This window comes from Enterobacter sp. UPMP701, assembly GCF_053709515.1.
Genome location: NZ_JBSKJN010000005.1, coordinates 42,413 through 67,866 on the forward strand (window position 1 = coordinate 42,413; position 25,454 = coordinate 67,866).

A 25,454-nucleotide genomic window follows, 5' to 3' on the forward strand; every position below is an offset into this window, starting at 1 on the left:
AAACGGGGTTGTTTAGGGAAAATTGGGAAATAAGCTTTCCAGCCAGAAGGCTGACGGCGTCTGGCTGTTGATTATGCAAGCAGGTTAGCGCATGGAGAGGTGTAAAAACTGACCGTCCGCATCAAACGAGCAGACAAAGCCCTCTTTACGCGCAGTATATCCTCTAAGCTCATAGCTGCCCTGAAAGCGCTCGAATCCGATGACGTTAATTTTCTGAACATCCGAGTTATAGCGCCGAGCGGCCTGATCTTTGCAGAGCTCTTCCATATTCAGTGAACGCTCCGGGCTTATTTTTCCCTGCTGCGCTTTTTGTACAGGTGCATCCTGAGAAGCACTGCATCCTGCCAATAAAAGCAGCAGAAAGAGTGATATCCCACGCTTCATCATCATTTTTATTACCGTCCTGGTCAGCGGCTGTTATTTTTAGTATCAACACTTTTATAGATTAAGGTCTTCCATTCTGCGAATCTCACGGTCTCCCGGCAAGCCTGCGCATAAAACTCAGAATTTTCCAAACGAAGACTTTTGGACAATGGGAGTCACACTCACTTTACAGGGAATACGAGGAACTGATGCCGTCAAAAATTAACTGGATTGATAACCTGAGGGGAATAGCGTGTCTGATGGTGGTCATGATCCACACGACGACCTGGTACGTCACGAATGCCCACAGCGTCAGCCCCGTTAACTGGGATATTGCCAATATCCTTAACTCCGCGTCGCGCGTCAGCGTGCCGCTGTTCTTTATGATTTCCGGTTTTCTCTTTTTTGGTGAGCGTAGCGCGCAACCGAGGCACTTTATCCGCATCGCGGCCTGTCTGGGTTTCTACAGCGCCGTTGCCTTGCTCTATATCACCCTGTTCACCTCCATTAACGCTGAGTTATCCCTCAAATATTTGCTGCAAAAGCCGGTTTTCTACCACCTGTGGTTCTTTTTCGCCATCATCGTGATTTATCTGGTCTCGCCGCTTATTCAGGTGAAAAACGTCAGCGGAAAAATGCTCCTGGCCCTGATGGTGGTGATTGGCATCATCGCCAACCCGAATACGATCTCGCAGAAAATCGACGGATTTGAGTGGTTGCCGGTGAACCTCTATATCAACGGCGATACCTTCTACTACGTGCTTTACGGCATGCTCGGGCGCGCCATCGGAATGATGGACACGCAAAAAAGGAGTCTGAACTGGCTCTGCGGGGCGCTGTTTATTGCTGGCGTGGCGGTGATTTCACGCGGGACGCTACATGAGCTGCAGTGGCGCGGCAATTTTGCCGATACCTGGTATCTATATTGCGGGCCGATGGTCTTTATCTGTGCCGTATCGCTGCTTACGCTGGTTAAAAACACCCTGAATGCACGCCCTCTCCCCGTGCTGAACGTTATCTCGCGGCACTCTCTCGGGATTTACGGCTTTCACGCGCTGGTGATCCACGCACTGCGAACGCGGGGCGTTGAGCTGAAAAGCTGGCCGGTGCTGGATATCATCTGGATTTTTGCCGCCACGCTGGCTGTCAGCCTGCTGCTGTCGATGCTGCTGCAAAAAATAGACGTTCGCCGCTTCGTCAGCTAGCGCTTCGCTGCCGGGCGCGATGATACTGACGCGGGGAGGAAAACCCTGCCGCCAGTGAGGCCTGCTCCACGCCGCGCCCCTGCAACAGCCACTGTTCCGCCACCGCCAGACGCAACTGCTCAAGATAATCGCGAACGCTAATGCCCAAATGGGATTGGAAAAGCCGGGTGAGATGGCGTGGACTGACGTGCGCCAGCGCGGCGATGTCAGGCAAGCTCCACGTTTTTTGCGGCTCGGCGGTGAGGGCATCCTGCGCCCGATGGATAGCCGGGTGAAGATGGTTGCGGTAGCGTAACCACGGAGAGAGCTGGGGATCGTCACCGGAACGGCGGAACCAGACCACCATCTCACGCGCCACGGCCAGCGCCTTTTCGGGGCCGCACAGGCGGTTAATCATATGCAGCGCCAGATCGATGCCCGAGGTGATCCCTGCGCTGGTCCAGATGTTCTCGTCCTGCACAAAGATGCGGTTCTCTTTAATCGTCGCCGTGGGGGCCGCGATGCGTAAACGGCTAATCACGTCATGATGGGTTGTGCAGTGCCGGTTATTCAGCAGACCCGATTTTGCCGCCAGCAGCGCCCCTGAACAGACGCACATCACGGTGATTTCCTGGCGCTGGATCTGCGGCTGCAGTCGCATCAGCCAGTGCTGGATCTGCTTCGCCTGGGGCGTTGAGAACTGAACGCGGGAGTCACTGACTCCCGGCAGCACCAGTAAGCTCCCTTCTGGCAGACTCTCCGGCAGCGGCTGAATGCCGCTCATCTTTAGACCAATCGACGTCTGAACATCAGGCTGCGGGCCAATGTAATGCAGGCGAAACGCGTCACCCGCCAGTACAAAGGTCTCTGCCGGGCCGGTCATGTCTAATGACAGCACCCCGGGCAACATAACGAACCAGACGTCGATGCGCATTACAGTGACTCCAGGGTCTCCGCTACCGTTTTAACCTCGGCAAAACGCCCGGCCAGCACCGTTTCGGTACGATGGCGAATTTCCGCTGTGCTCAGGGTTATGCCCTTGTACGTCATGGGAAACGTCAGCGTTGCCTCGCTCACAAAGGTCACAGCATAACCCAGATCGGATGCCACCCGGGCCGTAGTTTCACAGCATTGTTCAGTGCGAATGCCGCAGATAATCAGCTGGTTAATGTCACGTTCACGCAGCCAGCGGTCAAGCCCGGTATCCGTGAAGGCATTATGGACGTGTTTCTGAAAAACCACATCCGGCTGATGACGTAAAAAGGCCATCGGTTTGACATAGCCGCTTTGCAGGGTGAAGGGGCCGTCTTCATCCACATGAAGAATATCAACGACCGGAATATTGCGCGCCTGGCAGCCTTCAATCAGCCCCAGCATTGCCTGCTGAAAGTCAGGGATCTCGCTTTCCTGCCAGTAATTGCGGTGGTGAAATGACTGCTGAGTATCAATGTTGATTAATGCGATGCGGGACATGATGGAACTCCTCGTCAGTGGTTATGACCTTATCCTGACGAGGAACCGAAGGCACGAACAGACCAAAAAAGGACATCCTCGTGCCTCTGCCAGACAACCGCATTTACGACATCAGCGGCAGCAACTGCTGATAGATTTTGCGGAACACGTCGCGCCTTTCCGCGTAACGCGCATGGCGTGCCGCGTCAGGGAGATGCGCCTGCTCAAGCGTAAGCTGCGGCAACAGTTGCGAAAGCGGTTTTTCCGGATTCATGGCTATCTGTGCCAGACGCGCGGCACCCAGCGCGGGCCCGACATCCCCTCCGGTGCGGAAATCCAGCTGCAAGCCGCTGATATCCGCCAGCATCTGTCGCCAGTACGGGCTTCGCGCGCCGCCGCCAATCAGGGTGACGCTCGCCGGCTTCAGGCCGCAGTCGTGCACCACGTCCATCCCGTCGGCCAGCGCATACCCCACACCTTCCAGTACCGCACGCGCCAGTTCAGCAGGGCCATGCTGATGGGTCAGGCCAAAGAATACGCCTTTCGCTTCCGGGTTGTTGTGCGGCGTACGCTCGCCGGAAAGATAGGGTAAAAACCAGACCGTACCCGCCGCGTCATCCGCCTGCTGCGCCGCGGAGATGAGCGCCGGAACGTCAGCCATGCCGGTGAGTTTTGCCGCCCAGTCCAGGCAGGACGCCGCACTCAGCATCACCGACATCAAATGCCATTTTCCCGGAAGGGCGTGGCAGAAGCTGTGCACGGCGCTTTCAGGGTTGCTGCGATACCCGTCGCTAACGGCAAAATAGACGCCGGAGGTTCCCAGCGAAAGCATCGCCTGCCCCGCCTCAACCATCCCAACGCCGACAGCGCCAGCGGCGTTATCACCACCGCCAGCCACCACCGGTACGGCAGGCATATTCCAGCGCTCGGCAACGGCTGGCAGCAGCGTGCCTGTCACCTCGCTACCTTCGAACAGCACGGGCATATGTTCACGGGTCAGATGGCAGGCATCCAGCATCGCCTCGCTCCAGTCGCGTTTCGCCACGTCGAGCCACATCGTGCCCGCAGCATCGGACATGTCGCTGGCGAAATCACCCGTCATGCGAAAACGCAGATAGTCTTTTGGCAGCAGGACTTTCGCCACCTGACGGAAAATCTCCGGCTCGTGGCGCTGTACCCACAAAAGTTTTGGTGCGGTGAAGCCCGGCATCATCAGGTTACCGGTGATCTCGCGAGACGTGGGTACGCGTTCCTCAAGTAGCGCACACTCTTCTGCACAGCGGCCATCGTTCCAGAGGATCGCAGGACGCAACACGCGATGCTGGCTATCCAGCAGCGTAGCGCCGTGCATTTGGCCGGCAATCCCCAGCGCTTTCACCTCGCGCAGGCTGTGCTGCTCGCCTAACGCCTTAATCGCGCGATCCGTCGCCTGCCACCACTGCTCCGGGTCCTGTTCCGACCATAGCGGATGCGGACGTGAAACCTGCAGCTTTTCAGTCTGCGTGGCTAACACGTCGCCCTGCTCACTCAACAGGATGGCTTTCACACCCGATGTGCCAAGATCGATCCCGATATACATTGTGGTGACTCCTTTGACAGAAATGCCCGGTGGCGCTTCCGCTTACCGGGCCTGGATGCTGTTATTTATCGAACAGGTAGTGATTAACCAGGTTTTCCAGCAGCTCCTGGTGCCCGCTCTGGTGCTGCGGCGCCAGCTGCTGTTGTTCAGCGTACTTCGCGATGTCCGCAAGCGATAATTGCCCTTTCAAAATTTGCTGGCCCAGCTCACTGTTCCAGCCGCTGTAACGCTTCGCCACGCGTTTATCCAGCTCGCCGTCTTCAATCATACGGGCCGCCACTTTCAGCGCCAGCGCCATGGTGTCCATTGCGCCAATGTGACCGTAGAACAGATCGTATTTGTCGGTGCTCTGACGACGTACCTTGGCGTCAAAGTTCAGGCCGCCGGTGGTGAAGCCGCCCGCTTTGATGATTTCGTACATCACCAGCGCATTTTCTTCCACGCTGTTCGGGAACTGATCGGTGTCCCAGCCCAGCTGTGGATCGCCACGGTTCGCATCGACAGAGCCGAAGATACCCAGCGCAATCGCAGACGCGATCTCGTGATGGAAAGAGTGGCCCGCCAGCGTGGCGTGGTTAGCCTCAATGTTCACTTTAATCTCTTTTTCCAGACCGAACTGTTTCAGGAAGCCATACACCGTCGCCACGTCGTAGTCATACTGGTGCTTCGTCGGTTCCTGTGGTTTCGGCTCGATCAGCAGCGTGCCGCGGAAGCCGATTTTGTGTTTATGGTCGACAACCATCTGCATAAAGCGGCCAATCTGCTCGCGCTCCTGGCGCAGGTCGGTGTTGAGCAGGGTTTCATAGCCTTCGCGACCACCCCACAGGACATAGTTTTCGCCGCCCAGCTGATGCGTGGCGTTCATTGCCGTCACCACCTGCGTAGCCGCCCAGCTAAACACTTCCGGATCCGGGTTGGTGGCCGCCCCCGCACCGTAGCGTGGGTTAGTAAAGCAGTTTGCCGTGCCCCAGAGCAGCTTCACGCCGCTTTGCTGCTGTTTTTCTGCCAGCACGTCCACCATCTGCGCAAAATTGTTCAGATACTCTTTCAGCGACGCCCCTTCCGGCGACACATCCACGTCGTGGAAGCAGTAGTACGGCACGTTCAGCTTGTGGAAGAACTCAAACGCCACGTCGGCTTTGCGTTTCGCCAGCTCAAGCGCCTCACCCGGCTGCTGCCACGGACGGTCAAAGGACCCCACGCCGAACATATCGGCGCCATTCCAGCAGAAGGTATGCCAGTAACAGGCGGCAAAGCGCAGATGATCTTCCATGCGCTTACCCAGCACCAGCTCATCCGGATTGTAGTGACGAAATGCTAAAGGATTGGTCGTTTTTGGGCCTTCGTAACGAACGCGTTCGAGTTGGTCGAAATAAGCTTGCATATTGAGCTCCATAATCAGGGTATGCGGCGAGTCGTTGATACAGGAGTAATAGTGAATAGACATTTTGGGTTGCTCAATTACGTTATTTCACACTGCTATTGAGAGAATGCACAACTGTGCGCTGGCTCGCAAAATAATGCGCAGACAAACTATTTTTCGGCGCGCATTCCAGAATCAAATGTAATTAAGGCGTTACGAATTTTAAAATCCGATCGCGGTCATAAATTCAGAAATAAACCAAATATCGTAATGGGAAGATAAAAATCTGTAATTGCCAGCCTGCCTTTCCGCGTTAAAAATTTGCTGCGACCCAGCAGTGAATGTTTCTTTTATCTCAGCAGCACATACCCCTACAAAAAGGCCTAATAATTATGAAGATAAAGAACCTGACCCTAACGCTCTGCACCACTCTCCTCCTTGCAAGCTTTGCAGGCCATGCCAAGGAGGTCAAAATTGGTATGGCGATTGACGACCTGCGTCTGGAGCGCTGGCAAAAAGATCGCGATATTTTTGTGAAAAAAGCGGAATCGCTCGGTGCGAATGTGTTTGTTCAGTCGGCTAACGGCAATGAAGAAACGCAAATGTCGCAGATCGAGAATATGATCAACCGGGGAGTCGATGTTCTGGTCATTATCCCTTATAACGGCCAGGTATTAAGTAACGTGGTGAAAGAAGCTAAACAAGAAGGCATAAAAGTTCTCGCTTATGACCGCATGATTAATAACGCGGATATTGATTATTATATTTCTTTCGACAATGAAAAAGTGGGCGAATTACAGGCGCAAAGCCTGATCGACAAAGTGCCTCAGGGCAATTATTTCCTGATGGGCGGTTCGCCAGTGGATAACAACGCCAAGCTGTTCCGCGAAGGGCAAATGAAGGTCCTTAAGCCGTACATCGACAGCGGCAAAATTAAGGTGGTTGGCGATCAGTGGGCCGACGGATGGTTGCCAGAAAACGCGCTGAAAATTATGGAAAACGCGCTGACGGCTAACAACAACAAAATTGATGCGGTCGTGGCCTCTAACGATGCCACCGCAGGCGGCGCTATCCAGGCGCTGAGCGCCCAGGGTCTGGCCGGGAAAGTCGCGATTTCTGGTCAGGATGCTGACCTGGCGGGCGTAAAACGCATTATCGCAGGCACCCAGACCATGACGGTCTACAAACCGATTACCCAGCTTGCCAATACGGCGGCGGAAATTGCCGTGGAGCTGGGCAACGGTAAGCAACCTAAAGCAGACGCAACGCTGAATAACGGGCTGAAAGACGTTCCGGCTCGCCTGCTCACGCCAATTGAAGTCAATAAAGAGAACATTGACGCCACCGTGATTAAAGACGGTTTCCACAAGAAGAGTGAACTGTAAACCGGCGCGGCCCCTGCTCTGCGGGGGCGCATCACGTTGTACTGTTCTTCCCTCGGTTATGTGGAGCAGTTATGCCTTATTTACTTGAAATGAAAAGCATCACCAAGCGCTTCGGCGCGGTGAAAGCCGTCGATAACGTCAGCCTCCGGTTGAATCCCGGCGAAGTGGTTTCGCTGTGTGGCGAGAACGGCTCGGGCAAATCAACGCTGATGAAAGTCCTGTGCGGGATCTATCCGCACGGCAGTTACGAAGGCGAAATCGTCTTTGCTGGCGAAGTTATTCAGGCGACACACATTCGCGACACCGAACGTAAAGGCATCGCCATCATCCACCAGGAGCTGGCGCTGGTGAAGCATCTCACCGTGCTGGAGAACATCTTCCTCGGAGCCGAGATTTCCCGCCACGGCGTGCTGGATTACGACAACATGACGCTCCGCTGTGAAAAGCTGCTGGCGCAGGTGAGCCTCCACATTTCACCGGATACCCGCGTGGGCGATCTGGGCCTGGGGCAACAGCAGCTGGTCGAAATAGCGAAGGCGCTGAATAAGCAGGTCAGGCTGCTGATCCTCGATGAGCCAACGGCGTCGCTCACCGAACAGGAAACTGCGGTCCTGCTCAATATCATCCGTGATCTGCAAAACCACGGCATCGCCTGCATCTACATTTCGCACAAGCTGAACGAGGTAAAAGCCATTTCGGACACCATCTGCGTGATCCGCGACGGGCAACACATCGGCACGCGTGAAGCCGCAGGCATGAGTGAAGATGACATTATCACCATGATGGTGGGCCGCGAGCTGACCGCGCTCTACCCGAATGAGCCCCACACTCAGGGCGATGAAGTGTTGCGCGTGGAAAACCTGACCGCGTGGCACCCCGTTAACCGCCACATTAAGCGGGTCAATAACGTTTCGTTTTCCCTTCACAGCGGCGAAATTCTCGGCATTGCGGGCCTCGTCGGTGCCGGACGCACCGAAGCCGTGCAGTGCCTGTTTGGCGTGTGGCCGGGGCGCTGGGAGGGCACGATTTATATTGACGGCCAGCCCGTGAGAATCGACAACTGCCAGCAGGCGATTGCCCGCGGCATTGCCATGGTGCCGGAGGACCGCAAAAAAGACGGCATCGTGCCGGTGATGGCGGTGGGTAAAAACATCACCCTTGCGGCACTCGATCGTTTCTCCGGCGCGCTGAGCAGCCTGGACGATGCTGCCGAGCAGCAGTGCATCCTTCAGTCACTTGCCCGGCTGAAAGTCAAAACTTCCTCGCCGGAACTGGCGATTGGCCGCCTGAGCGGCGGCAACCAGCAAAAGGCCATTCTGGCGCGCTGCCTGCTTCTCAATCCACGCATTTTGATCCTTGATGAACCAACGCGCGGGATTGATATCGGGGCTAAATATGAAATCTACAAACTGATTAATCAGCTTGTACAGCAAGGGATTGCCGTCATCGTCATCTCGTCTGAGTTACCCGAAGTGCTCGGCCTGAGCGACCGCGTGCTGGTCATGCACGAGGGGAAACTGAAAGCCAACCTGATTAACCAGAACCTGACGCAGGAGCAGGTGATGGAAGCCGCTTTAAGGAGCGAACGTCATGTCGAAAAGCAATCCGTCTGATATCAAAGTCGCTGTTCCGACGCCCGGCGCGTTCGCGGGGCTAAAAGCGCTGAACCTGCAGGTTTTCGTGATGATCGCAGCAATCATCGTCATCATGCTGTTCTTCACGTGGATGACGGATGGCTCTTACCTGAGCGCGCGTAACGTCTCTAACCTGCTCCGCCAGACCGCTATCACCGGTATCCTGGCCGTGGGGATGGTCTTCGTAATTATCTCCGCGGAAATCGACCTGTCTGTCGGCTCGATGATGGGCCTCCTCGGCGGTGTGGCGGCCATTTTTGACGTCTGGCTCGGCTGGCCGTTGCCGCTGACCGTGGCGGTCACGCTGGTGCTGGGTCTGGTACTGGGTGCATGGAACGGCTGGTGGGTTGCCTACCGCAAGGTGCCGTCGTTCATCGTCACTCTGGCCGGAATGCTGGCCTTCCGCGGAATTTTAATCGGCATCACCAACGGTACCACCGTCTCCCCGACCAGCGCGGCGATGTCGCAAATTGGTCAGAGTTACCTCTCAGACAGCATAGGCTTTACGATCGGTGTGGTGGGACTGCTGGCGTTTGTCGCATGGCAGTGGCGGGGACGCATGCGCCGTCAGGCGCTGGGTCTGGCGTCGCCTGCATCAACGTCGGTGGTGGGACGTCAGGCGCTCACGGCGGTCATTGTGCTGGGCGCCATCTGGCTTTTAAACGACTATCGCGGCGTTCCAACACCCGTGCTGCTGCTGGCACTGCTGCTGTTGGGCGGCATGTTTATGGCGACGCGCACCGCGTTTGGCCGGCGTATTTATGCCATCGGCGGCAACCTTGAAGCCGCCCGCCTGTCGGGTATTAACGTCGAACGCACCAAGCTGGCGGTCTTCGCCATTAACGGCCTGATGGTCGCTATCGCCGGGTTGATCCTCAGCTCGCGTCTGGGGGCCGGCTCTCCCTCCGCCGGTAACATCGCCGAGCTGGATGCTATCGCTGCCTGCGTCATCGGTGGCACCAGCCTCGCAGGCGGTATCGGTAGCGTGGCGGGCGCGGTCATGGGGGCATTTATCATGGCGTCGTTGGATAACGGGATGAGTATGATGGACGTCCCGACGTTTTGGCAGTATATCGTCAAGGGAGCCATTCTTTTGCTGGCAGTCTGGATGGACTCTGCCACCAAGCGACGAGCCTGATAATCGCATTGTGACTGAATTGGGAAGCGAGCCATGTTTGAAAAGCGTCACCGCATTACGTTGTTATTCAATGCCAACAAAGCCTACGACCGTCAGGTGGTTGAAGGCGTGGGTGAATATTTGCAGGCGTCGCAGTCCGAATGGGATATTTTTATTGAAGAAGATTTCCGCACCCGTCTGGAGAACATCAAAGACTGGCTGGGTGATGGCGTCATTGCTGACTATGACGATCCCGTCATCGAACAACTGCTGACCGACGTCGACGTACCGATTGTGGGCGTCGGCGGCTCGTATCATTCACCCGAACACTACCCACCGGTCCACTACATTGCCACCGATAACCATGCGCTGGTCGAAGCCGCCTTTCTCCATTTAAAAGAGAAAGGCGTCCATCGCTTCGCATTTTATGGGTTACCCGCCACCAGCGGCAAACGCTGGGCCGTCGAGCGCGAGCACGCATTTTGCCAGCTGGTCGCACAGGAGAAGTACCGCGGCGTGGTGTATCAGGGGCTGGAGACCGCGCCGGAAAACTGGCAGCACGCGCAAAACCGTCTGGCAGACTGGCTACAAACGCTGCCGCCGCAGACCGGGATTATTGCCGTCACGGACGCCCGCGCCCGCCACGTGCTGCAGGTTTGCGAACATTTGCACATCCCGGTGCCCGAAAAACTGTGCGTAATTGGCATTGATAACGAGGAACTGACCCGCTATCTGTCTCGCGTGGCGCTCTCTTCCGTTGCCCAGGGCACGCGTCAGATGGGCTATCAGGCGGCGAAGCTGCTGCACCGTCTGCTGGATAAAGAGGCTCTGCCGCTTCAGCGCCTGCTGGTTCCCCCCGTTCGCGTCGTTGAGCGACGCTCAACCGATTATCGCTCCTTAAGCGACCCGGCCGTCATTCAGGCCATGCACTATATTCGCAACCACGCCTGTAAAGGGATTAAGGTCGATCAGGTGCTGGATTCGGTGGGCATTTCCCGCTCGAATCTGGAGAAGCGTTTCAAAGAAGAAGTGGGCGAAACCATCCATGCCGTCATTCATGCGGAGAAGCTGGAGAAGGCCCGCAGCCTGCTTGTCTCTACGTCACTGTCGATCAACGAAATCTCGCAGATGTGCGGCTATCCGTCGCTGCAGTATTTCTATTCGGTGTTTCGCAAAGAGTATGACACCACGCCGAAAGAGTATCGGGATCGCCACAGCGAAGTGCTGATCTAGAAAAGAAAACGCCTTCCAGTGGAAGGCGTTGTTTTGAGATTACATGTGGGCGGCAATTAAGCGCTGGTTATCCTGGTACATCGCGAACAGATAGTTGTTATAGCTCTGTCCTTTAGTGGAATACCCTTTCAGCTTGTGAATCATCGCACTGGCCGTCACTTCCTGATCCGCTTTACGCAGCTGAGCGCGTGATTTACGGAATGATGAGTAGGCCGGGTGCGTATTAAGATTTACCGCGTAAGCATTCACGGAATCTTTTACTGATTCGAACTGAGAATAACCCTTCACCTTGCCGGGTGCATTATTACAACGCCCTTTCGCACACTTCATGCCGAACAGGTTGTTGTTGTTACGCGCCAGCTTAGACGTTCCCCAGCCGCTTTCGGCAGCAGCCATGGTCGCAACCATACTGCCCGGGATAATGTCCACACGTTCAAGAAGCGCATTCCACGGCACGCGGCGCGTGTTACCGTTCCAGCTCAGCTTGTAGCGCTTCGTGATGTCTTTCAGACGTGCGCGTTCAGACGGCGACCAGCGGCTATCGTACTGTTTGGAAATCAACCAGTTTCGATCTGCCGTAATCGCGGCATTTTGACTTGTGATGTAAGGCATTACCGTCCGGAGAAACGCTTTTTTCCTTGGTGTTCCGGAAGGGTATTTTCGCAAATCAGGAAGTGAACTACTCTTTGCACTATTGCGAGAATACTCTTGTTTACTGCTAACCTTACTACTTGTCGTCTTTATTACGTGGGCTTTCTTACTCGTTGTATCCGTGTGCGTCTTCGCAAGCACCTCACCCGAAAATGCCGTGGTGAGTAACATGAGTATCGCAGCCCCATATCGTCGAATGGGAGTCGATATCATTAGGTCTCCTGGTCGGATGTAATCATCCCAACACCTTATTTTTTTCACAAATTTGAGAGCGGAATCTCAAATCATATCAAAAATAGACTTCAAGAGCACGTATAGAAATAGTCCAATTCCGAAACTATGTCACCTGAAACTTGCTCATAAAAACCGCATTCCACAAAAAATGTGTGCGCTATCGCAGATAACAGCCTCATTTTGCGCGAGATCACTCATCCTCACGCGTCCTCCTTGCAGAAAGCGATGGGGGATGAGTTTTTAACCTCGACCTGATGGCACACTGGTCAAAAATGCCGCGACAGGAAAAAGGAATGAAACGCACCGCATTAGCTTTTCTGATGTTACCCGCTCTGGCGCATGCTGACTGGTCATCGCCGGGGTTTGACGCATTTAACGCCGAAGGCACCGGGATTTTCACCAGCCAGGCAAAGCTTGCGAAGGGTACGCGTCCTCTGACGCTGAGTTTTGACAAGACGTGCTGGCAGCCTGCGGACGCGATAAAACTCAATGAGATGCTGTCGCTCAAGCCCTGCGACGGCACGCCGCCGCAGTGGCGCCTTTTCCGCGACGGTGAATACCAGATGCGGATTGATACCCGCTCCGGCACGCCCACGCTGATCCTGACCATTCAAAGTACGGCTGAAAAACCTGTTGCGAACGTTATCCGCCAGTGCCCAAAGTGGGACGGTAAACCGCTAACGCTGGACGTCAGCCATACCTTCCCGGAAGGCACCGTGGTGCGTGATTTCTACAGCAAACAGACCGCGACGGTACAGAATGAAAATATAACCCTGCAGCCCGCTGCGGGCAGTAATGGCCTGCTGCTCCTTGAGCGCGCCGAAACCGACAAACCTGCGCCGTTTAGCTGGCAGAACGCCACCGTCTATTTTGTGCTAACCGACCGCTTTGTGAATGGCGACCCGGGCAACGACAACAGCTATGGTCGCCACAAAGACGGTATGCAGGAGATTGGCACCTTCCACGGGGGCGATCTCAAGGGGCTCGCCAGCAGGCTCGACTATTTACAGCAGTTGGGGGTGAACGCGCTCTGGATAAGCTCCCCGCTTGAGCAGATCCACGGCTGGGTAGGCGGTGGCACCAAAGGTGATTTCCCGCATTACGCCTATCATGGCTACTACACCCAGGACTGGACAAAGCTTGATGCCAACATGGGCACCGAGGATGACCTGCGCCATCTTGTTGATGAAGCGCACAAGCGCGGCATTCGCATCCTGTTCGATATCGTTATGAACCACGCGGGCTACGCGACGCTTGCGGACATGCAGGCGTACCAGTTTGGCGCCCTGTACCTGCAGGGGGATGAGCTGAAAAAGACCCTGGGCGAACGCTGGACAGACTGGAAGCCGGGCGCGGGCCAAAGCTGGCACAGTTTTAATGACTACATCAACTTCAGCGACAAAGCCGCATGGGAAAAATGGTGGGGCAAGAAATGGATCCGCACCGACATCGGTGATTACGACAACCCCGGCTTCGACGATTTGACCATGTCGCTGGCGTTTCTCCCGGACCTGAAAACAGAATCCACCACCCCTTCCGGGTTACCCAATTTCTATCAGCATAAGCCCGATACCCACGCGAAAGCCATCCCGGGATATACGCCGCGCGACTATCTCACCCACTGGCTCAGCCAGTGGGTACGCGACTACGGTATCGACGGTTTCCGGGTCGATACGGCTAAGCACGTCGAGCTTGCGGCATGGCAACAGTTAAAGGATCAGGCAAGCCAGGCGCTGGCCGCGTGGAAAGGGGCCAACCCGGACAAAAAGCTCGATAATGCGCCCTTCTGGATGACCGGCGAATCCTGGGGCCACGGAGTGATGCAAAGCGATTATTACCGCCACGGTTTTGATGCGATGATCAACTTTGACTATCAGGAGCAGGCGGCAAAAGCGGTGGATTGTCTGGCAGATATGGATCTCACCTGGCAGCAGATGGCGGAAAAGCTGCAAAGCTTCAACGTGCTGAGCTATCTCTCATCACACGATACGCGTCTGTTCCGCGAAGGGGGCCAGCGAGCTGCGGAGCTGCTCCTGCTCGCGCCGGGCAGCGTACAAATTTATTACGGTGATGAATCTGAGCGTCCGTTCGGCCCGACGGGGTCCGACCCGCTGCAGGGTACCCGCTCGGATATGAACTGGCAGGACGTCACGGGCACGCAGGCCTCAACCGTCGCTCACTGGCAAACTCTCGGCCAGTTCCGCGCGCGTCATCCGGCGATTGGCGAAGGCAAGCACACCACGCTGTCGTTGAAAGAGGGGTATGGCTTTGTGCGTGAGCATAATGGCGATAAGGTGATGGTGGTATGGGCGGGTAATCAGTAGCCCCCCCTCACCCCGGCCCTCTCCCCAAAGGGGCGAGGGAGAAAAGACGGCTCCGTGCGGTCCCCTCTCCCCCGTGGGGAGAGGGTTAGGGTGAGGGGAAAATACACCAGAACAATTCACTGAATAAACCCTTACCCACCCTATAAAACGACAAATCCGACCACACCTCCCGATTTGCACCAGCACGGTGCTAGCGTTATGGTTACCCACTTTCAAAATAAGCTCGATAGAACACCTGCTATGACGTTTTCACTTTTCGGCGACAAATTCACCCGCCATTCAGGCATTACTCGCCTGATGGAGGACCTCAACGACGGGCTGCGCACACCGGGCGCCATCATGCTCGGCGGCGGAAACCCGGCGCAAATTCCGGAGATGACGACCTATTTCCAGACGCTGCTAACGCAGATGCTGGAAAACGGCAAAGCGACCGATGCGCTCTGCAATTACGATGGCCCGCAGGGTAAAACCGAGCTGCTGACTCTCCTTGCCAAAATGCTGCGTGAAGAGCTGGGCTGGGATATCGAACCACAGAATATTGCACTGACAAACGGCAGCCAGAGCGCGTTTTTCTACTTGTTTAACCTGTTCGCAGGACGTCGTGCCGACGGCACCACCAAAAAAGTGCTGTTCCCGCTGGCCCCGGAGTATATCGGCTATGCCGATTCCGGCCTGGAAGAGGATCTGTTCGTCTCCGCGCGCCCGAACATCGAGCTGCTGCCGGAAGGCCAGTTCAAGTATCACGTCGATTTTGAACACCTGCATATTGGCGAAGAGACGGGCATGATCTGCGTATCACGTCCGACCAACCCAACGGGTAACGTCATTACCGACGACGAACTGATGAAGCTGGATGTTCTGGCAAATCAGCACGGCATCCCTTTGGTTATCGATAACGCCTACGGCGTACCGTTCCCGGGCATTATCTTCAGCGAAGCACGCCCGCTGTGGAACCCGAACATTGTCCTGTGCATGAGCCTTTCCAAGCTGGGTTTGCCGGGCAGCCGCTGCGGCATCATCATCGCCAACGAAAAAATCATCACCGCTATTACCAATATGAACGGCATTATCAGCCTTTCACCGGGCGGTATCGGCCCGGCGATGATGTGCGAAATGATCAAGCGCAACGACCTGCTGCGTCTGTCTAATGAGGTGATCAAGCCGTTCTATTTCCAGCGCGTTCAGGAGACGATTGCGACGCTTCGCCGCTACTTGCCGGAAGAACGCTGCCTGATCCACAAACCTGAAGGAGCGATTTTCCTGTGGCTGTGGTTTAAGGATTTGCCTATCACCACCGAACTGCTCTATCAGCGTCTGAAAAAGCGCGGCGTGCTGATGGTGCCGGGCGATTACTTCTTCCCGGGTCTGGATAAGCCATGGCCGCATACGCACCAGTGCATGCGCATGAACTACGTGCCCGATCCGGAGAAAATCGAAGCAGGCGTCAAAATTCTCGCTGAAGAAATTGAAAAAGCGTGGCACGAAGGCAGCCAGTAACGCGTTACCCCTCACGCACGTTAAAACCCAGCTCTTTTGATATCGCCTCTGCCGTTTCGCGCAGAGGCTTGAGCAGGTTTTTCTCGCCTATCTGCTTCATGCGGGATGTCGACAGCGAAATGGAAATCGCATACGGCACACGACCATGAATATCAAACACCGGCACGGCGATACAGGAGACACCCAGCTCGTTCTCTTCTTTGTCCATAGCCATGCTGCGATCGCGAATTTCCGCCAGCTCATCGTACATAGCACTCAGTTCAGTGATGGTATTGCGGGTCAAAGGCTGGATCTGTTCCTGATGGCTTTGCCAGTAACTCGCCACGTAATCCTGATGACCAAAGGCCATATAGATCTTGCCCATTGCAGAACAATAGAGCGGCATATGCTGGCCAATGTAAGCACGCGTACGCAGCATGCCGGTTGTTGGTTCAAGCTTGTAGATTAGGATCGCGTGGTCATCTTCCCGGCTGGAAAAGTTTACCGTTTCGCCAGTGGCAATATTCAGCGCCTCAAGATGCGGGGCCGCCACGTGAATAATGTTGAGCGATGACAGCGCCTTCTGCCCGACGGCAATGAATTTAGTGGTCAAACGATAGCTGCCCGCCGCTGGCGCCGGGGTAACGTATCCGCACGACTGCAGTCCCTGGAGTAACCGGTGGACGGTGCTCTTATTCAAACCTGCCAGTTCCGATAAATGCGCAAGCGGGCACCCGTTCGGGTAGTTGCTGAGGATCTCAATCAGCATCAGGCCGCGAAACAGGCTCTGGCTGCCTGCTGGCCTCTCTTTTTCCTGCGTTATTTCGCTCTCTTTCATGCTCATCAAATCGCTCCTTTTTATCGCGCTCCTGATGGTAGCGCAAAGTGTGGTTTAGTTCACGATCTCAACAGAAAAAACACAACCAGTTGATTTTAATGGTTTTTGAAAAACATGAATGTCGTTGATCTGACAAAATTTGATCGCTATATTTGAAATCATATTTCGCATAGTGAAATTTAGAGATAAAAAAGCATTCGCACTTGCCCCTAAAAAACAGGAGAACAGGGATGAAAGTGACCTTCGAAGAGTTGAAAGCGGCGTTCAATCGGGTTCTGCTCGATCGCGGCGTAAAAGTGGAGACTGCCGATGCCTGCGCAGAGATGTTTGCCCGCACCACCGAATCCGGCGTTTATTCACACGGCGTAAACCGCTTCCCGCGTTTTATTCAGCAACTGGATGCTGGCGACATCATTCCTGACGCCCAGCCACAGCGGGTGACCTCATTAGGCGCCATCGAACAGTGGGATGCCCGACGCTCCATTGGCAACCTGACGGCGAAAAAGATGATGGATCGCGCCACCGAACTGGCTTCCGACCACGGTATCGGCCTGGTGGCGCTGCGTAACGCCAACCACTGGATGCGCGGCGGTAGCTACGGCTGGCAGGCGGCTGAGAAAGGTTATATTGGAATTTGCTGGACCAACTCCATTGCCGTTATGCCCGCATGGGGATCAAAAGAATGCTGCATCGGCACCAACCCGCTGATCGTCGCTATCCCGTCGAATCCCATCACCATGGTCGATATGTCGATGTCGATGTTCTCCTACGGCATGCTGGAAGTGAACCGCCTGGCCGGGCGCGAGTTGCCTGTAGATGGCGGCTTTGACGACGAGGGCAATCTCACCCGAGAGCCGGGCGTGATAGAGAAAAACCGCCGCATCCTGCCGATGGGCTACTGGAAAGGTTCAGGCTTATCCATCGTGCTCGACATGATCGCCACCCTGCTTTCGAACGGCTCTTCCGTCGCAGAAGTGACCCAGGACAATAGCGACGAATATGGCGTATCGCAGATCTTTATCGCCATCGAAGTGGATCGCCTGATCGACGGGCCAACCCGCGATGCCAAACTGCAACGCATCATGGACTTCATCACTACCGCCGAACGCGCTGATGAAAATGTTGCCGTTCGTCTGCCGGGACATGAATTCACGCGTCTGCAGGAAGAGAACCGTCGCAACGGCATAACCATTGACGACAGCGTATGGGCGAAAATCCAGTCTCTGTAAGGAGTGGACCATGATATTCGGACATATTTCCCAGCCCAATCCGTGTCGCCTGCCGCTGGCGATTGAAAAAGCGCTTCATTTTCTGCGCACCACGGATTTCACGACCCTGGCGCCAGGCGTGGTGGAAATTGAAGGCCGCACTATTTTTGCCCAGGTGCTCGACCTCACCACAAAGGAACAACACGAAAACCGTCCTGAAGTACACCGCCGCTATCTGGATATTCAGTTTCTGGCCTGGGGTGAAGAGAAAATCGGTATCGCTATTGATACCGGAAATAACAAAATAAGCGAATCATTACTGGAACAGCGAGATATTATTTTTTATCACGACAGCGAAAATGAGTCGTTTATCGAAATGATACCCGGCAGTTATGCCATATTTTTCCCGCAGGATGTGCATCGTCCTGCCTGTATTAAAAACAAGGAAACAGTAATTCGTAAAATTGTGGTGAAAGTGGCAATTAGCGAATTATTGTAATTTTCTGACAAATACAGGAACGCGAAATGACCAACGCCGGTTTTATTATTGGTGCGTACCCCTGCGCACCCTCGTTTCACCAGAAAGGGGAACAAGAAGAACAATCCTTCTGGCGGGAACTTTCCGACACACCGTACATACGCGGGCTGGAACAACCTTGCCTGGAAAACCTTCATCCTTTCGGTGACGAGTGGCTGTTCCGTCATACGCCGGGCGAGTGGCAAATCGTCGTCACGGCGGTGATGGAAACCATGCGCCGTCGTGGCACGAACGGCGCGTTTGGTCTGGCGTCAGCCGACGAAGCGCAGCGTAAAGCAAGTGTAGACTTTTACTGGCATCTGCACCAGAAAATTGACGCTGTAAATGCACGTTTTCCAGGAAAAGTCATCGCCCTGGAAATGCAGGCGGCGCCGCAGGCCGGGAATACATCCGTCGAACAGGCTACCGAAGCGTTTTCCCGCTCGATTCGGGAAATCGCGGGCTGGGACTGGGATTGCGATCTGGTACTGGAACACTGCGATGCCATGAACGGCCCGGCACCGCGCAAGGGTTTCCTGCCCTTAGAGCAGGTGCTGGAGGTGGTGAAAGACACCGACATCAACGTCTGCATCAACTGGGCGCGGTCGGCCATTGAAGGGCGTAATTCCACCGTTCCGCTTGAACACGTTCAGGCCGCATGTAAAGCCGGAAAATTGGGCGCGCTGATGTTCTCCGGCACCACCACCCGCGGCGAATATGGGGAGTGGCAGGATCTGCACGCGCCGTTTTCTTCGTTCTGTGCCGACAGTTTAATGACGACTGAACAGGCGACATCTCTCTTTACTGCGGCGAGCAGCGCAACATTGAAATTCTCCGGTATTAAATTACTGGAAATAAATGCTAATGCTGATGTCAGCCATCGCATCGCCATTTTGCGTGACGGCATTAATGCAATGAATAAAGCGACACAATAAAAACAAAAACATATTCCGATTACATTCACTGAGACATTAACCATGAATATTTCATCGAATGCTCTACATGCGGATATTCCGCGCCAGCGCTGGCTAAGAATCATTCCACCTATTCTTATCGCCTGCATTATTTCTTACATGGACCGCGTAAATATCGCCTTTGCGATGCCCGGCGGAATGGATGAAGAACTGGGCATTTCCGCCACTATGGCAGGCCTGGCAGGCGGGATCTTCTTTATCGGCTATCTGTTCCTGCAGGTCCCGGGTGGCAAGATTGCCGTGCACGGCAGCGGCAAGAAGTTTATCGGTTGGTCGCTGGTCGCCTGGGCGGTGATCTCGGTGCTGACCGGGCTTGTCACTAACCAGTATCAGCTTCTGGTGCTGCGCTTCTTACTCGGCGTGGCGGAAGGCGGGATGTTGCCCGTTGTGCTCACCATGATCAGCAACTGGTTCCCGGACGCCGAGCGTGGCCGCGCCAACGCGATTGTGATCATGTTCGTGCCGATTGCCGGGATCATCACCGCGCCGCTTTCTGGTTGGATCATCACTGCGCTCGACTGGCGCTGGCTGTTCATCATTGAAGGGCTGATGTCCGTGGTGGTGCTGGTACTGTGGGCGTTCACCGTTTACGACCGTCCGCAGGAAGCCCGCTGGATCTCAGAGGCCGAGAAAAACTATCTGATGCAAACGCTGGCCGCAGAACAGCAGGCCATCGCCGGAAAAGAGGTGAAAAATGCCTCACTGAGCGTCGTGCTTTCCGATAAAACCATGTGGCAATTAATCGCCCTGAACTTCTTTTACCAGACCGGGATTTACGGTTACACCCTTTGGCTGCCAACCATCCTGAAGGAGCTGACGCACACCAGCATCGGCCAGGTCGGGATGCTCGCCATTCTGCCTTACATCGGCGCCATTGCGGGGATGTTCCTGTTCTCTACGCTTTCTGACCGCACCGGCAAGCGCAAGCTGTTTGTCTCCCTGCCGCTGATTGGCTTCGCACTTTGCATGTTCCTCTCCGTGGCGCTGAAAGCAAACACCTGGCTGGCCTATGCCGCTCTGGTCGGCTGCGGATTCTTCCTGCAGTCCGCCGCTGGGGTGTTCTGGACGATTCCTGCACGTCTGTTTAGCGCCGAAATGGCAGGCGGTGCGCGCGGCGTGATCAATGCGCTTGGCAACCTTGGCGGATTCTGCGGCCCTTATGCCGTGGGCGTACTGATTACGCTCTACAGCAAAGACGCGGGGGTTTACTGCCTGGCTGTTTCTCTGGCGCTGGCCGCGCTGCTGGCACTGCTGTTACCAGCGAAATGTGATGCCGGCTCAGAACCCAATCCCACAGTGAATCCGCATAAGCGTGCGGCCTGATGCCGTCACCCCAGCCCTCTCCCACAGGGAGAGGGAGCAAGACGAGAGAGTCAAAGATGAGTGAAAAAGAGCCCTTCTGGCTGGGTATCGATTGTGGCGGTACTTATCTGAAAGCCGGGTTATACAACAGCCAGGGCAAAGAAGTCAGTATCGAACGCCGCTCCGTTGCCACGCTCAGCCCGCGTGCGGGCTACGCCGAGCGGGATATGCCGTCACTGTGGCAGCACTGCCACGCTACCGTCGCCACGCTGCTCAAACAGTCAGGCGTAGACGGAGAGCAGATCAAAGGCGTCGGCATTTCTGCTCAGGGCAAGGGACTGTTTCTTCTCGATAAACAGGATCGGCCCCTGGGCAATGCCATGCTCTCCTCTGACCGCCGGGCACTGGAGATTGTGCAGCGCTGGCAGCAGGACGGCATCCCCGAAAAACTCTACCCGCATACGCGCCAGACGCTGTGGACCGGGCACCCGGCCTCGCTTCTGCGCTGGGTCAAAGAGAACGAGCCGCAGCGTTATCAGCAAATTGGCTGCGTGATGATGGCGCACGACTATCTGCGCTGGTGTCTGACCAGCGTGAAGGGCTGCGAAGAGAGCAATATCTCCGAGTCCAATCTCTACAACATGAATACCGGCCAGTATGACCCGCAGCTTACGTGCTGGCTCGGTATCAGCGAAATTGACGGCGCCCTGCCGCCGATTGTCGGTTCAGCAGAAATCTGCGGGGAAATCACCGCTCAGGCAGCCGCCCTTACCGGTCTCGCGGCGGGCACGCCCGTCGTTGGTGGACTGTTTGATGTGGTTTCCACCGCGCTCTGCGCCGGGCTGCACGACGAACACACGCTGAATGCCGTGATGGGCACCTGGGCCGTCACCAGCGGGATTGCCAATGCGCTTCGGGACAACGAACCGTTTCCCTATGTCTATGGCCGCTACGTTCACCCGCAACAGTACATTGTTCACGAAGCCAGCCCCACCTCCTCCGGCAACCTTGAGTGGCTCACTGCGCAGTGGGGCGACATGTCGTTCAGCGAGATCAACCACGCCGTCGCCAGCCTGCCGAAAGCCGAAAGCGATGTGTACTTCCTGCCGTTCCTCTACGGCAGCAACGCCGGGCTGGAGATGACCAGCGGTTTCTACGGCATGCAGGCGCTGCACACTCGCGCGCACCTGCTACAGGCGGTTTACGAAGGCGTGGTGTTCAGCCATATGACCCATCTTAACCGTATGCTTGAGCGCTTTACCCAGGTGCAGGCACTGCGCGTCACGGGTGGCCCAGCCCATTCGGACGTGTGGATGCAGATGCTTGCGGATGTCAGCGGTCTGACAATTCAATTACCCCAGGTTGAAGAGACTGGCTGTTCCGGCGCAGCGCTGGCCGCACTGGTCGGTACAGGCATCTATCCCGATTTCCACACGGCGCAACGCGCCCTTAAACATGACATCCGGGTGATTGAACCCGACATGGGCGCCCATGCGGCCTATCAACGCAAATATCACCGCTATCAGTTACTGATTTCAGCATTACAGGGCTATCACGCCCAGGTTAAGGAGCACGACCTATGAGCCAACCATTACTGCAGCTGGCGCTCGATCACACCTCACTTCAGGCCGCGCAGCGCGATGTCGCGACGCTTGCAGATCACGTCGATATCGTCGAAGCCGGTACCATTTTATGCCTGACCGAAGGGCTAAGCGCCGTCCGCGCGCTGCGCAAACAGTGCCCGGAGAAAATTATCGTGGCGGACTGGAAAGTCGCCGATGCCGGAGAAACGCTGGCAGAACAGGCGTTTGGCGCGGGCGCGAACTGGATGACCATCATCTGCGCCGCCCCGCTGGCCACCGTTGAACGAGGCCACGAGGTGGCGCTGCACTGCGGGGGAGAAATCCAGATAGAGCTCTTTGGCAACTGGACGCTGGACGACGCGCGCGCATGGCATCGCGTCGGCGTGAAGCAGGCCATCTATCACCGCGGGCGCGATGCACAGGCGAGCGGTCAGCAGTGGGGCGAAGCGGATCTCGCGAAAATGAAAGCGCTCTCCGACATTGGTTTACAGCTTTCGATTACCGGCGGCATCACCCCCGCCGACCTGCCGCTGTTTAAGCAGATCAACGTCAAAGCCTTTATTGCCGGGCGCGCGCTGGCAAGCGCCGCTAATCCGCCGCAGGTGGCAAAGGCATTCCATTCGCAAATCCGCGATATATGGGGAGAATAACCATGCGTCAGCATCCGTTAGGGATTTATGAAAAAGCGCTGCCAAAAGATCTCTCCTGGCCGGAGCGCCTGGTCCTGGCGAAGAGCTGCGGATTCGATTTCATTGAGATGTCGGTGGATGAAACCGACGAGCGCTTATCGCGCCTTGAGTGGAGCACCACGCAGCGTGCATCACTGGTCGAAGCAATGCTCGAAACGGGCGTGGCGATCCCATCTATGTGCTTATCTGCCCACCGTCGCTTCCCGTTTGGCAGCCGCGACGAAACGGTGCGCCAACGCGCCCGTGAGATCATGACTAAAGCCATCAGGCTGGCGCGCGACTTAGGTATTCGCACCATTCAGCTTGCGGGTTACGACGTCTATTACGAAGAACATGATGAAGGTACTCAACAACGTTTTGCCGAAGGACTGGCATGGGCCGTCGAGCAGGCCGCCGCCGCGCAGGTGATGCTGGCCGTAGAAATCATGGATACCGCGTTTATGAACTCCATCAGCAAATGGAAAAAGTGGGACGATATGCTCGCATCACCATGGTTCAGCGTTTACCCGGACGTCGGCAACCTGAGCGCGTGGGGCAACGACGTCACCGCCGAGCTGACGCTGGGCATCGACCGCATCGCCGCTATCCACCTGAAAGATACCCAACCCGTGACCGAACAAAGCCCCGGCCAGTTCCGCGACGTGCCGTTTGGCGAAGGCTGCGTCGATTTTGTCGGCGTGTTTAACACGCTGAATAAGCTGAACTATCGCGGCGCGTTTCTGATTGAAATGTGGACTGAAAAAGCCAAAGAGCCGGTGCTGGAGATTATCCAGGCGCGCCGCTGGATTGAAGCCCGTATGCAGGAAGGAGGCATGACATGTTAGAACAACTCAAAGCCGAGGTGCTGGCGGCAAACCTGGCGTTGCCCGCCCACCAGCTGGTGACCTTTACCTGGGGCAACGTCAGCGCAATAGATCGCGAAAGCGGCATGATGGTGATCAAGCCGTCCGGCGTGGAGTACGACGTGATGACGGCAGAGGATATGGTGATGGTAAACATCGCCACTGGCCAGGTGGTCGAAGGCAGTAAAAAACCCTCCTCTGACACACCAACCCATCTGGCACTGTATCGCCGTTACCCGGAGATTGGCGGCATCGTACATACCCATTCCCGCCACGCCACCATCTGGTCGCAGGCGGGGCTGGATCTCCCCGCCTGGGGCACGACGCACGCAGACTATTTCTACGGCGCGATCCCCTGCACGCGGCTGATGACCACGGCAGAGATCGAAGGAGAATACGAGTACCAGACGGGTGAAGTGATCATCAAAACCTTCGAGGAGCGCGATCTCAGCCCAATGCAGATCCCGGCGGTACTGGTTCATTCCCATGGTCCGTTCGCCTGGGGTAAAGATGCTGCCGATGCGGTCCACAATGCCGTCGTGCTGGAAGAGTGCGCGTACATGGGCCTGTTCTCACGCCAGCTCGCACCGCAGTTACCGGTTATGCAGCAGGAGCTGCTCGACAAGCATTATCTGCGCAAACACGGGGCGAACGCCTATTACGGGCAGTAATCAACCGGAATTAATATGCTCCTTACAGTACCGCCGTTTCCAGACGGCGGGGGTTAATCCGGTGTGCTTCGAGAATATCTGCCGGAAGTACCCCACGTCGTTAAAGCCGCAGCGGGTTGCCACTTCGGTAAGCGAAGCAGAACCATCCAGCAACAATTTTTCCGCCGCCCTGACGCGCTGGCGATGTATCGCCTCCGTCAGGGTTAAATGGAATGTCCGGCGAAATACACGCCCGAGATAATCTGCATTACAGTGCAACGCTTTTGCCAGCTGTGAAGTGGATATCGGTAAATGAAACTGCGTGCGTATAAGCTGTTTTGCCTTCCAGGCCATCGCCGCACCGGCCTGATCTGCGCTGTCTTCATACCCTGAAGAGTTCGACACCTGCTGTAAAATCAATAATAAAATCATCTCCAGCGCCAGGCTGCGCTTTAATTTCTCCTGCTCGCTGAGAAATTGACGAAATAGCGCAATCACATATTCCGCATCTCTGACGCGGCAGTGTTGTTCTATTGCCAGAGGAGCGGCGTTGAGTAACGTTGGATCTTGCGGCTCCACCTCAAAATGCAACCAGTAAAAGCGCAGGTCCGCCGGGAAATCTTCCACGCCCACATGCCGACGCTGCGGCCAAAGCAACAAACTCTCTCCCGCATTAACGTCAAAAACATGATTTTCTTCCTGGATCGTTAATGTCCCTTTTTCGACAAAAATAATCTCCCACGACGTTAATTTTCGCGCAGGATGGCGGCCCACTCCGCGGGAGATAAATAGCCCGCCATTTTGAACCTTAATCGGAAGCGCTATGGATAATTCGAGCATGGATATTCACCATTCC

At 55.7% G+C, this 25,454-nt stretch carries 23 protein-coding genes; 15 read left to right on the forward strand and 8 right to left on the reverse strand.

The window, feature by feature from the left end; genetic code table 11:
• Window positions 1-84 precede the first annotated feature (84 nt).
• Window positions 85-390 carry a YsaB family lipoprotein gene (locus tag ACWKXT_RS13225; protein WP_454528254.1) on the reverse strand — a complete coding sequence of 102 codons (306 nt, stop codon included), beginning with the start codon at window positions 388-390 and terminating at the stop codon, window positions 85-87.
• A gap of 182 nt (window positions 391-572) precedes the next feature.
• Here ACWKXT_RS13225 and ACWKXT_RS13230 point away from each other — a divergent pair, with 182 nt between their 5' ends.
• On the forward strand, window positions 573-1,568 hold the full coding sequence (locus ACWKXT_RS13230) for an acyltransferase (RefSeq protein ID WP_454532613.1): 996 nt from the start codon (window positions 573-575) through the stop codon (window positions 1,566-1,568).
• Here ACWKXT_RS13230 and ACWKXT_RS13235 read toward each other — a convergent pair.
• From ACWKXT_RS13235 to xylA, 4 genes are all read right to left on the reverse strand, one after another.
• Window positions 1,561-2,481, reverse strand: coding sequence for a GlxA family transcriptional regulator (locus tag ACWKXT_RS13235; RefSeq protein WP_454532614.1), 921 nt, complete (start codon window positions 2,479-2,481; stop codon window positions 1,561-1,563). The genes ACWKXT_RS13230 and ACWKXT_RS13235 overlap by 8 nt on opposite strands.
• A complete protein-coding gene (locus ACWKXT_RS13240) occupies window positions 2,481-3,020 on the reverse strand; it encodes an isochorismatase family protein (RefSeq protein WP_454528251.1) in 540 nt (179 codons plus the stop codon). Before ACWKXT_RS13240 ends, ACWKXT_RS13235 begins: the two co-directional genes overlap by 1 nt.
• A gap of 103 nt (window positions 3,021-3,123) precedes the next feature.
• Window positions 3,124-4,578, reverse strand: a complete 1,455-nt coding sequence (xylB, locus tag ACWKXT_RS13245; protein ID WP_454532615.1) for a xylulokinase — start codon at window positions 4,576-4,578, stop codon at window positions 3,124-3,126.
• A gap of 61 nt (window positions 4,579-4,639) precedes the next feature.
• The gene (gene xylA / locus ACWKXT_RS13250) at window positions 4,640-5,962 is read right to left on the reverse strand and encodes a xylose isomerase (RefSeq protein ID WP_454532685.1); all 1,323 of its coding nucleotides are present in this window, start codon (window positions 5,960-5,962) and stop codon (window positions 4,640-4,642) included.
• Between the two features lie 371 nt (window positions 5,963-6,333).
• On the opposite strand from xylA, the gene xylF reads away from it, so the two are divergent.
• The 4 genes from xylF (at window position 6,334) to xylR (ending at window position 11,310) form a co-directional block, all read left to right on the forward strand.
• Window positions 6,334-7,326, forward strand: a complete 993-nt coding sequence (xylF, locus tag ACWKXT_RS13255) for a D-xylose ABC transporter substrate-binding protein (protein ID WP_454528249.1) — start codon at window positions 6,334-6,336, stop codon at window positions 7,324-7,326.
• 71 nt (window positions 7,327-7,397) lie between these two features.
• Window positions 7,398-8,939, forward strand: coding sequence for a xylose ABC transporter ATP-binding protein (locus ACWKXT_RS13260; RefSeq protein WP_454528248.1), 1,542 nt, complete (start codon window positions 7,398-7,400; stop codon window positions 8,937-8,939).
• The gene (gene xylH, locus ACWKXT_RS13265) at window positions 8,917-10,098 is read left to right on the forward strand and encodes a xylose ABC transporter permease XylH (protein WP_041911621.1); all 1,182 of its coding nucleotides are present in this window, start codon (window positions 8,917-8,919) and stop codon (window positions 10,096-10,098) included. The genes ACWKXT_RS13260 and xylH overlap by 23 nt, the downstream gene beginning before the upstream one ends.
• A gap of 33 nt (window positions 10,099-10,131) precedes the next feature.
• On the forward strand, window positions 10,132-11,310 hold the full coding sequence (gene xylR, locus ACWKXT_RS13270) for a D-xylose utilization transcriptional activator XylR (protein WP_028015065.1): 1,179 nt from the start codon (window positions 10,132-10,134) through the stop codon (window positions 11,308-11,310).
• Between the two features lie 39 nt (window positions 11,311-11,349).
• On the opposite strand, the gene ACWKXT_RS13275 is transcribed toward xylR, so the two are convergent.
• Window positions 11,350-12,174, reverse strand: coding sequence for a protein bax (locus tag ACWKXT_RS13275; protein WP_454528247.1), 825 nt, complete (start codon window positions 12,172-12,174; stop codon window positions 11,350-11,352).
• Between the two features lie 314 nt (window positions 12,175-12,488).
• On the opposite strand from ACWKXT_RS13275, the gene ACWKXT_RS13280 reads away from it, so the two are divergent.
• Together ACWKXT_RS13280 and avtA are read left to right on the forward strand one after the other, a co-directional pair.
• The gene (locus ACWKXT_RS13280) at window positions 12,489-14,519 is read left to right on the forward strand and encodes an alpha-amylase (protein ID WP_454532616.1); all 2,031 of its coding nucleotides are present in this window, start codon (window positions 12,489-12,491) and stop codon (window positions 14,517-14,519) included.
• Between the two features lie 240 nt (window positions 14,520-14,759).
• A complete protein-coding gene (gene avtA, locus ACWKXT_RS13285) occupies window positions 14,760-16,016 on the forward strand; it encodes a valine--pyruvate transaminase (RefSeq protein ID WP_454528245.1) in 1,257 nt (418 codons plus the stop codon).
• Window positions 16,017-16,020: 4 nt separating this feature from the next.
• On the opposite strand, the gene yiaJ is transcribed toward avtA, so the two are convergent.
• Window positions 16,021-16,839, reverse strand: a complete 819-nt coding sequence (gene yiaJ / locus ACWKXT_RS13290) for an IclR family transcriptional regulator YiaJ (RefSeq protein ID WP_217479256.1) — start codon at window positions 16,837-16,839, stop codon at window positions 16,021-16,023.
• Between the two features lie 224 nt (window positions 16,840-17,063).
• Between yiaJ and yiaK the strand changes: the two genes are divergently transcribed.
• The 8 genes from yiaK to araD are packed head-to-tail and all read left to right on the forward strand — an operon-like array spanning window position 17,064 to window position 24,619.
• Window positions 17,064-18,062 carry a 3-dehydro-L-gulonate 2-dehydrogenase gene (gene yiaK / locus ACWKXT_RS13295; protein ID WP_080329875.1) on the forward strand — a complete coding sequence of 333 codons (999 nt, stop codon included), beginning with the start codon at window positions 17,064-17,066 and terminating at the stop codon, window positions 18,060-18,062.
• Between the two features lie 10 nt (window positions 18,063-18,072).
• The gene (locus ACWKXT_RS13300) at window positions 18,073-18,540 is read left to right on the forward strand and encodes a YhcH/YjgK/YiaL family protein (protein ID WP_454528244.1); all 468 of its coding nucleotides are present in this window, start codon (window positions 18,073-18,075) and stop codon (window positions 18,538-18,540) included.
• A gap of 26 nt (window positions 18,541-18,566) precedes the next feature.
• Complete coding sequence (locus ACWKXT_RS13305; protein ID WP_454532617.1) at window positions 18,567-19,493, forward strand: DUF4862 family protein; 927 nt, start codon at window positions 18,567-18,569, stop codon at window positions 19,491-19,493.
• Window positions 19,494-19,535: 42 nt separating this feature from the next.
• Complete coding sequence (locus ACWKXT_RS13310) at window positions 19,536-20,855, forward strand: MFS transporter (protein WP_454528242.1); 1,320 nt, start codon at window positions 19,536-19,538, stop codon at window positions 20,853-20,855.
• Between the two features lie 56 nt (window positions 20,856-20,911).
• Entirely contained in the window at window positions 20,912-22,417 is a 1,506-nt protein-coding gene (locus ACWKXT_RS13315; protein ID WP_454528241.1) for an FGGY-family carbohydrate kinase, read from the forward strand.
• Entirely contained in the window at window positions 22,414-23,067 is a 654-nt protein-coding gene (gene ulaD / locus ACWKXT_RS13320) for a 3-keto-L-gulonate-6-phosphate decarboxylase UlaD (protein WP_454528240.1), read from the forward strand. Before ACWKXT_RS13315 ends, ulaD begins: the two co-directional genes overlap by 4 nt.
• 2 nt (window positions 23,068-23,069) lie before the next feature.
• A complete protein-coding gene (locus tag ACWKXT_RS13325; RefSeq protein WP_454528239.1) occupies window positions 23,070-23,930 on the forward strand; it encodes an L-ribulose-5-phosphate 3-epimerase in 861 nt (286 codons plus the stop codon).
• Window positions 23,924-24,619, forward strand: a complete 696-nt coding sequence (araD, locus tag ACWKXT_RS13330; protein WP_454532618.1) for an L-ribulose-5-phosphate 4-epimerase — start codon at window positions 23,924-23,926, stop codon at window positions 24,617-24,619. Before ACWKXT_RS13325 ends, araD begins: the two co-directional genes overlap by 7 nt.
• Here araD and ACWKXT_RS13335 read toward each other — a convergent pair whose 3' ends face one another.
• On the reverse strand, window positions 24,620-25,438 hold the full coding sequence (locus ACWKXT_RS13335) for a helix-turn-helix domain-containing protein (RefSeq protein WP_454532619.1): 819 nt from the start codon (window positions 25,436-25,438) through the stop codon (window positions 24,620-24,622).
• Between the last annotated feature and the right edge of the window lie 16 nt (window positions 25,439-25,454).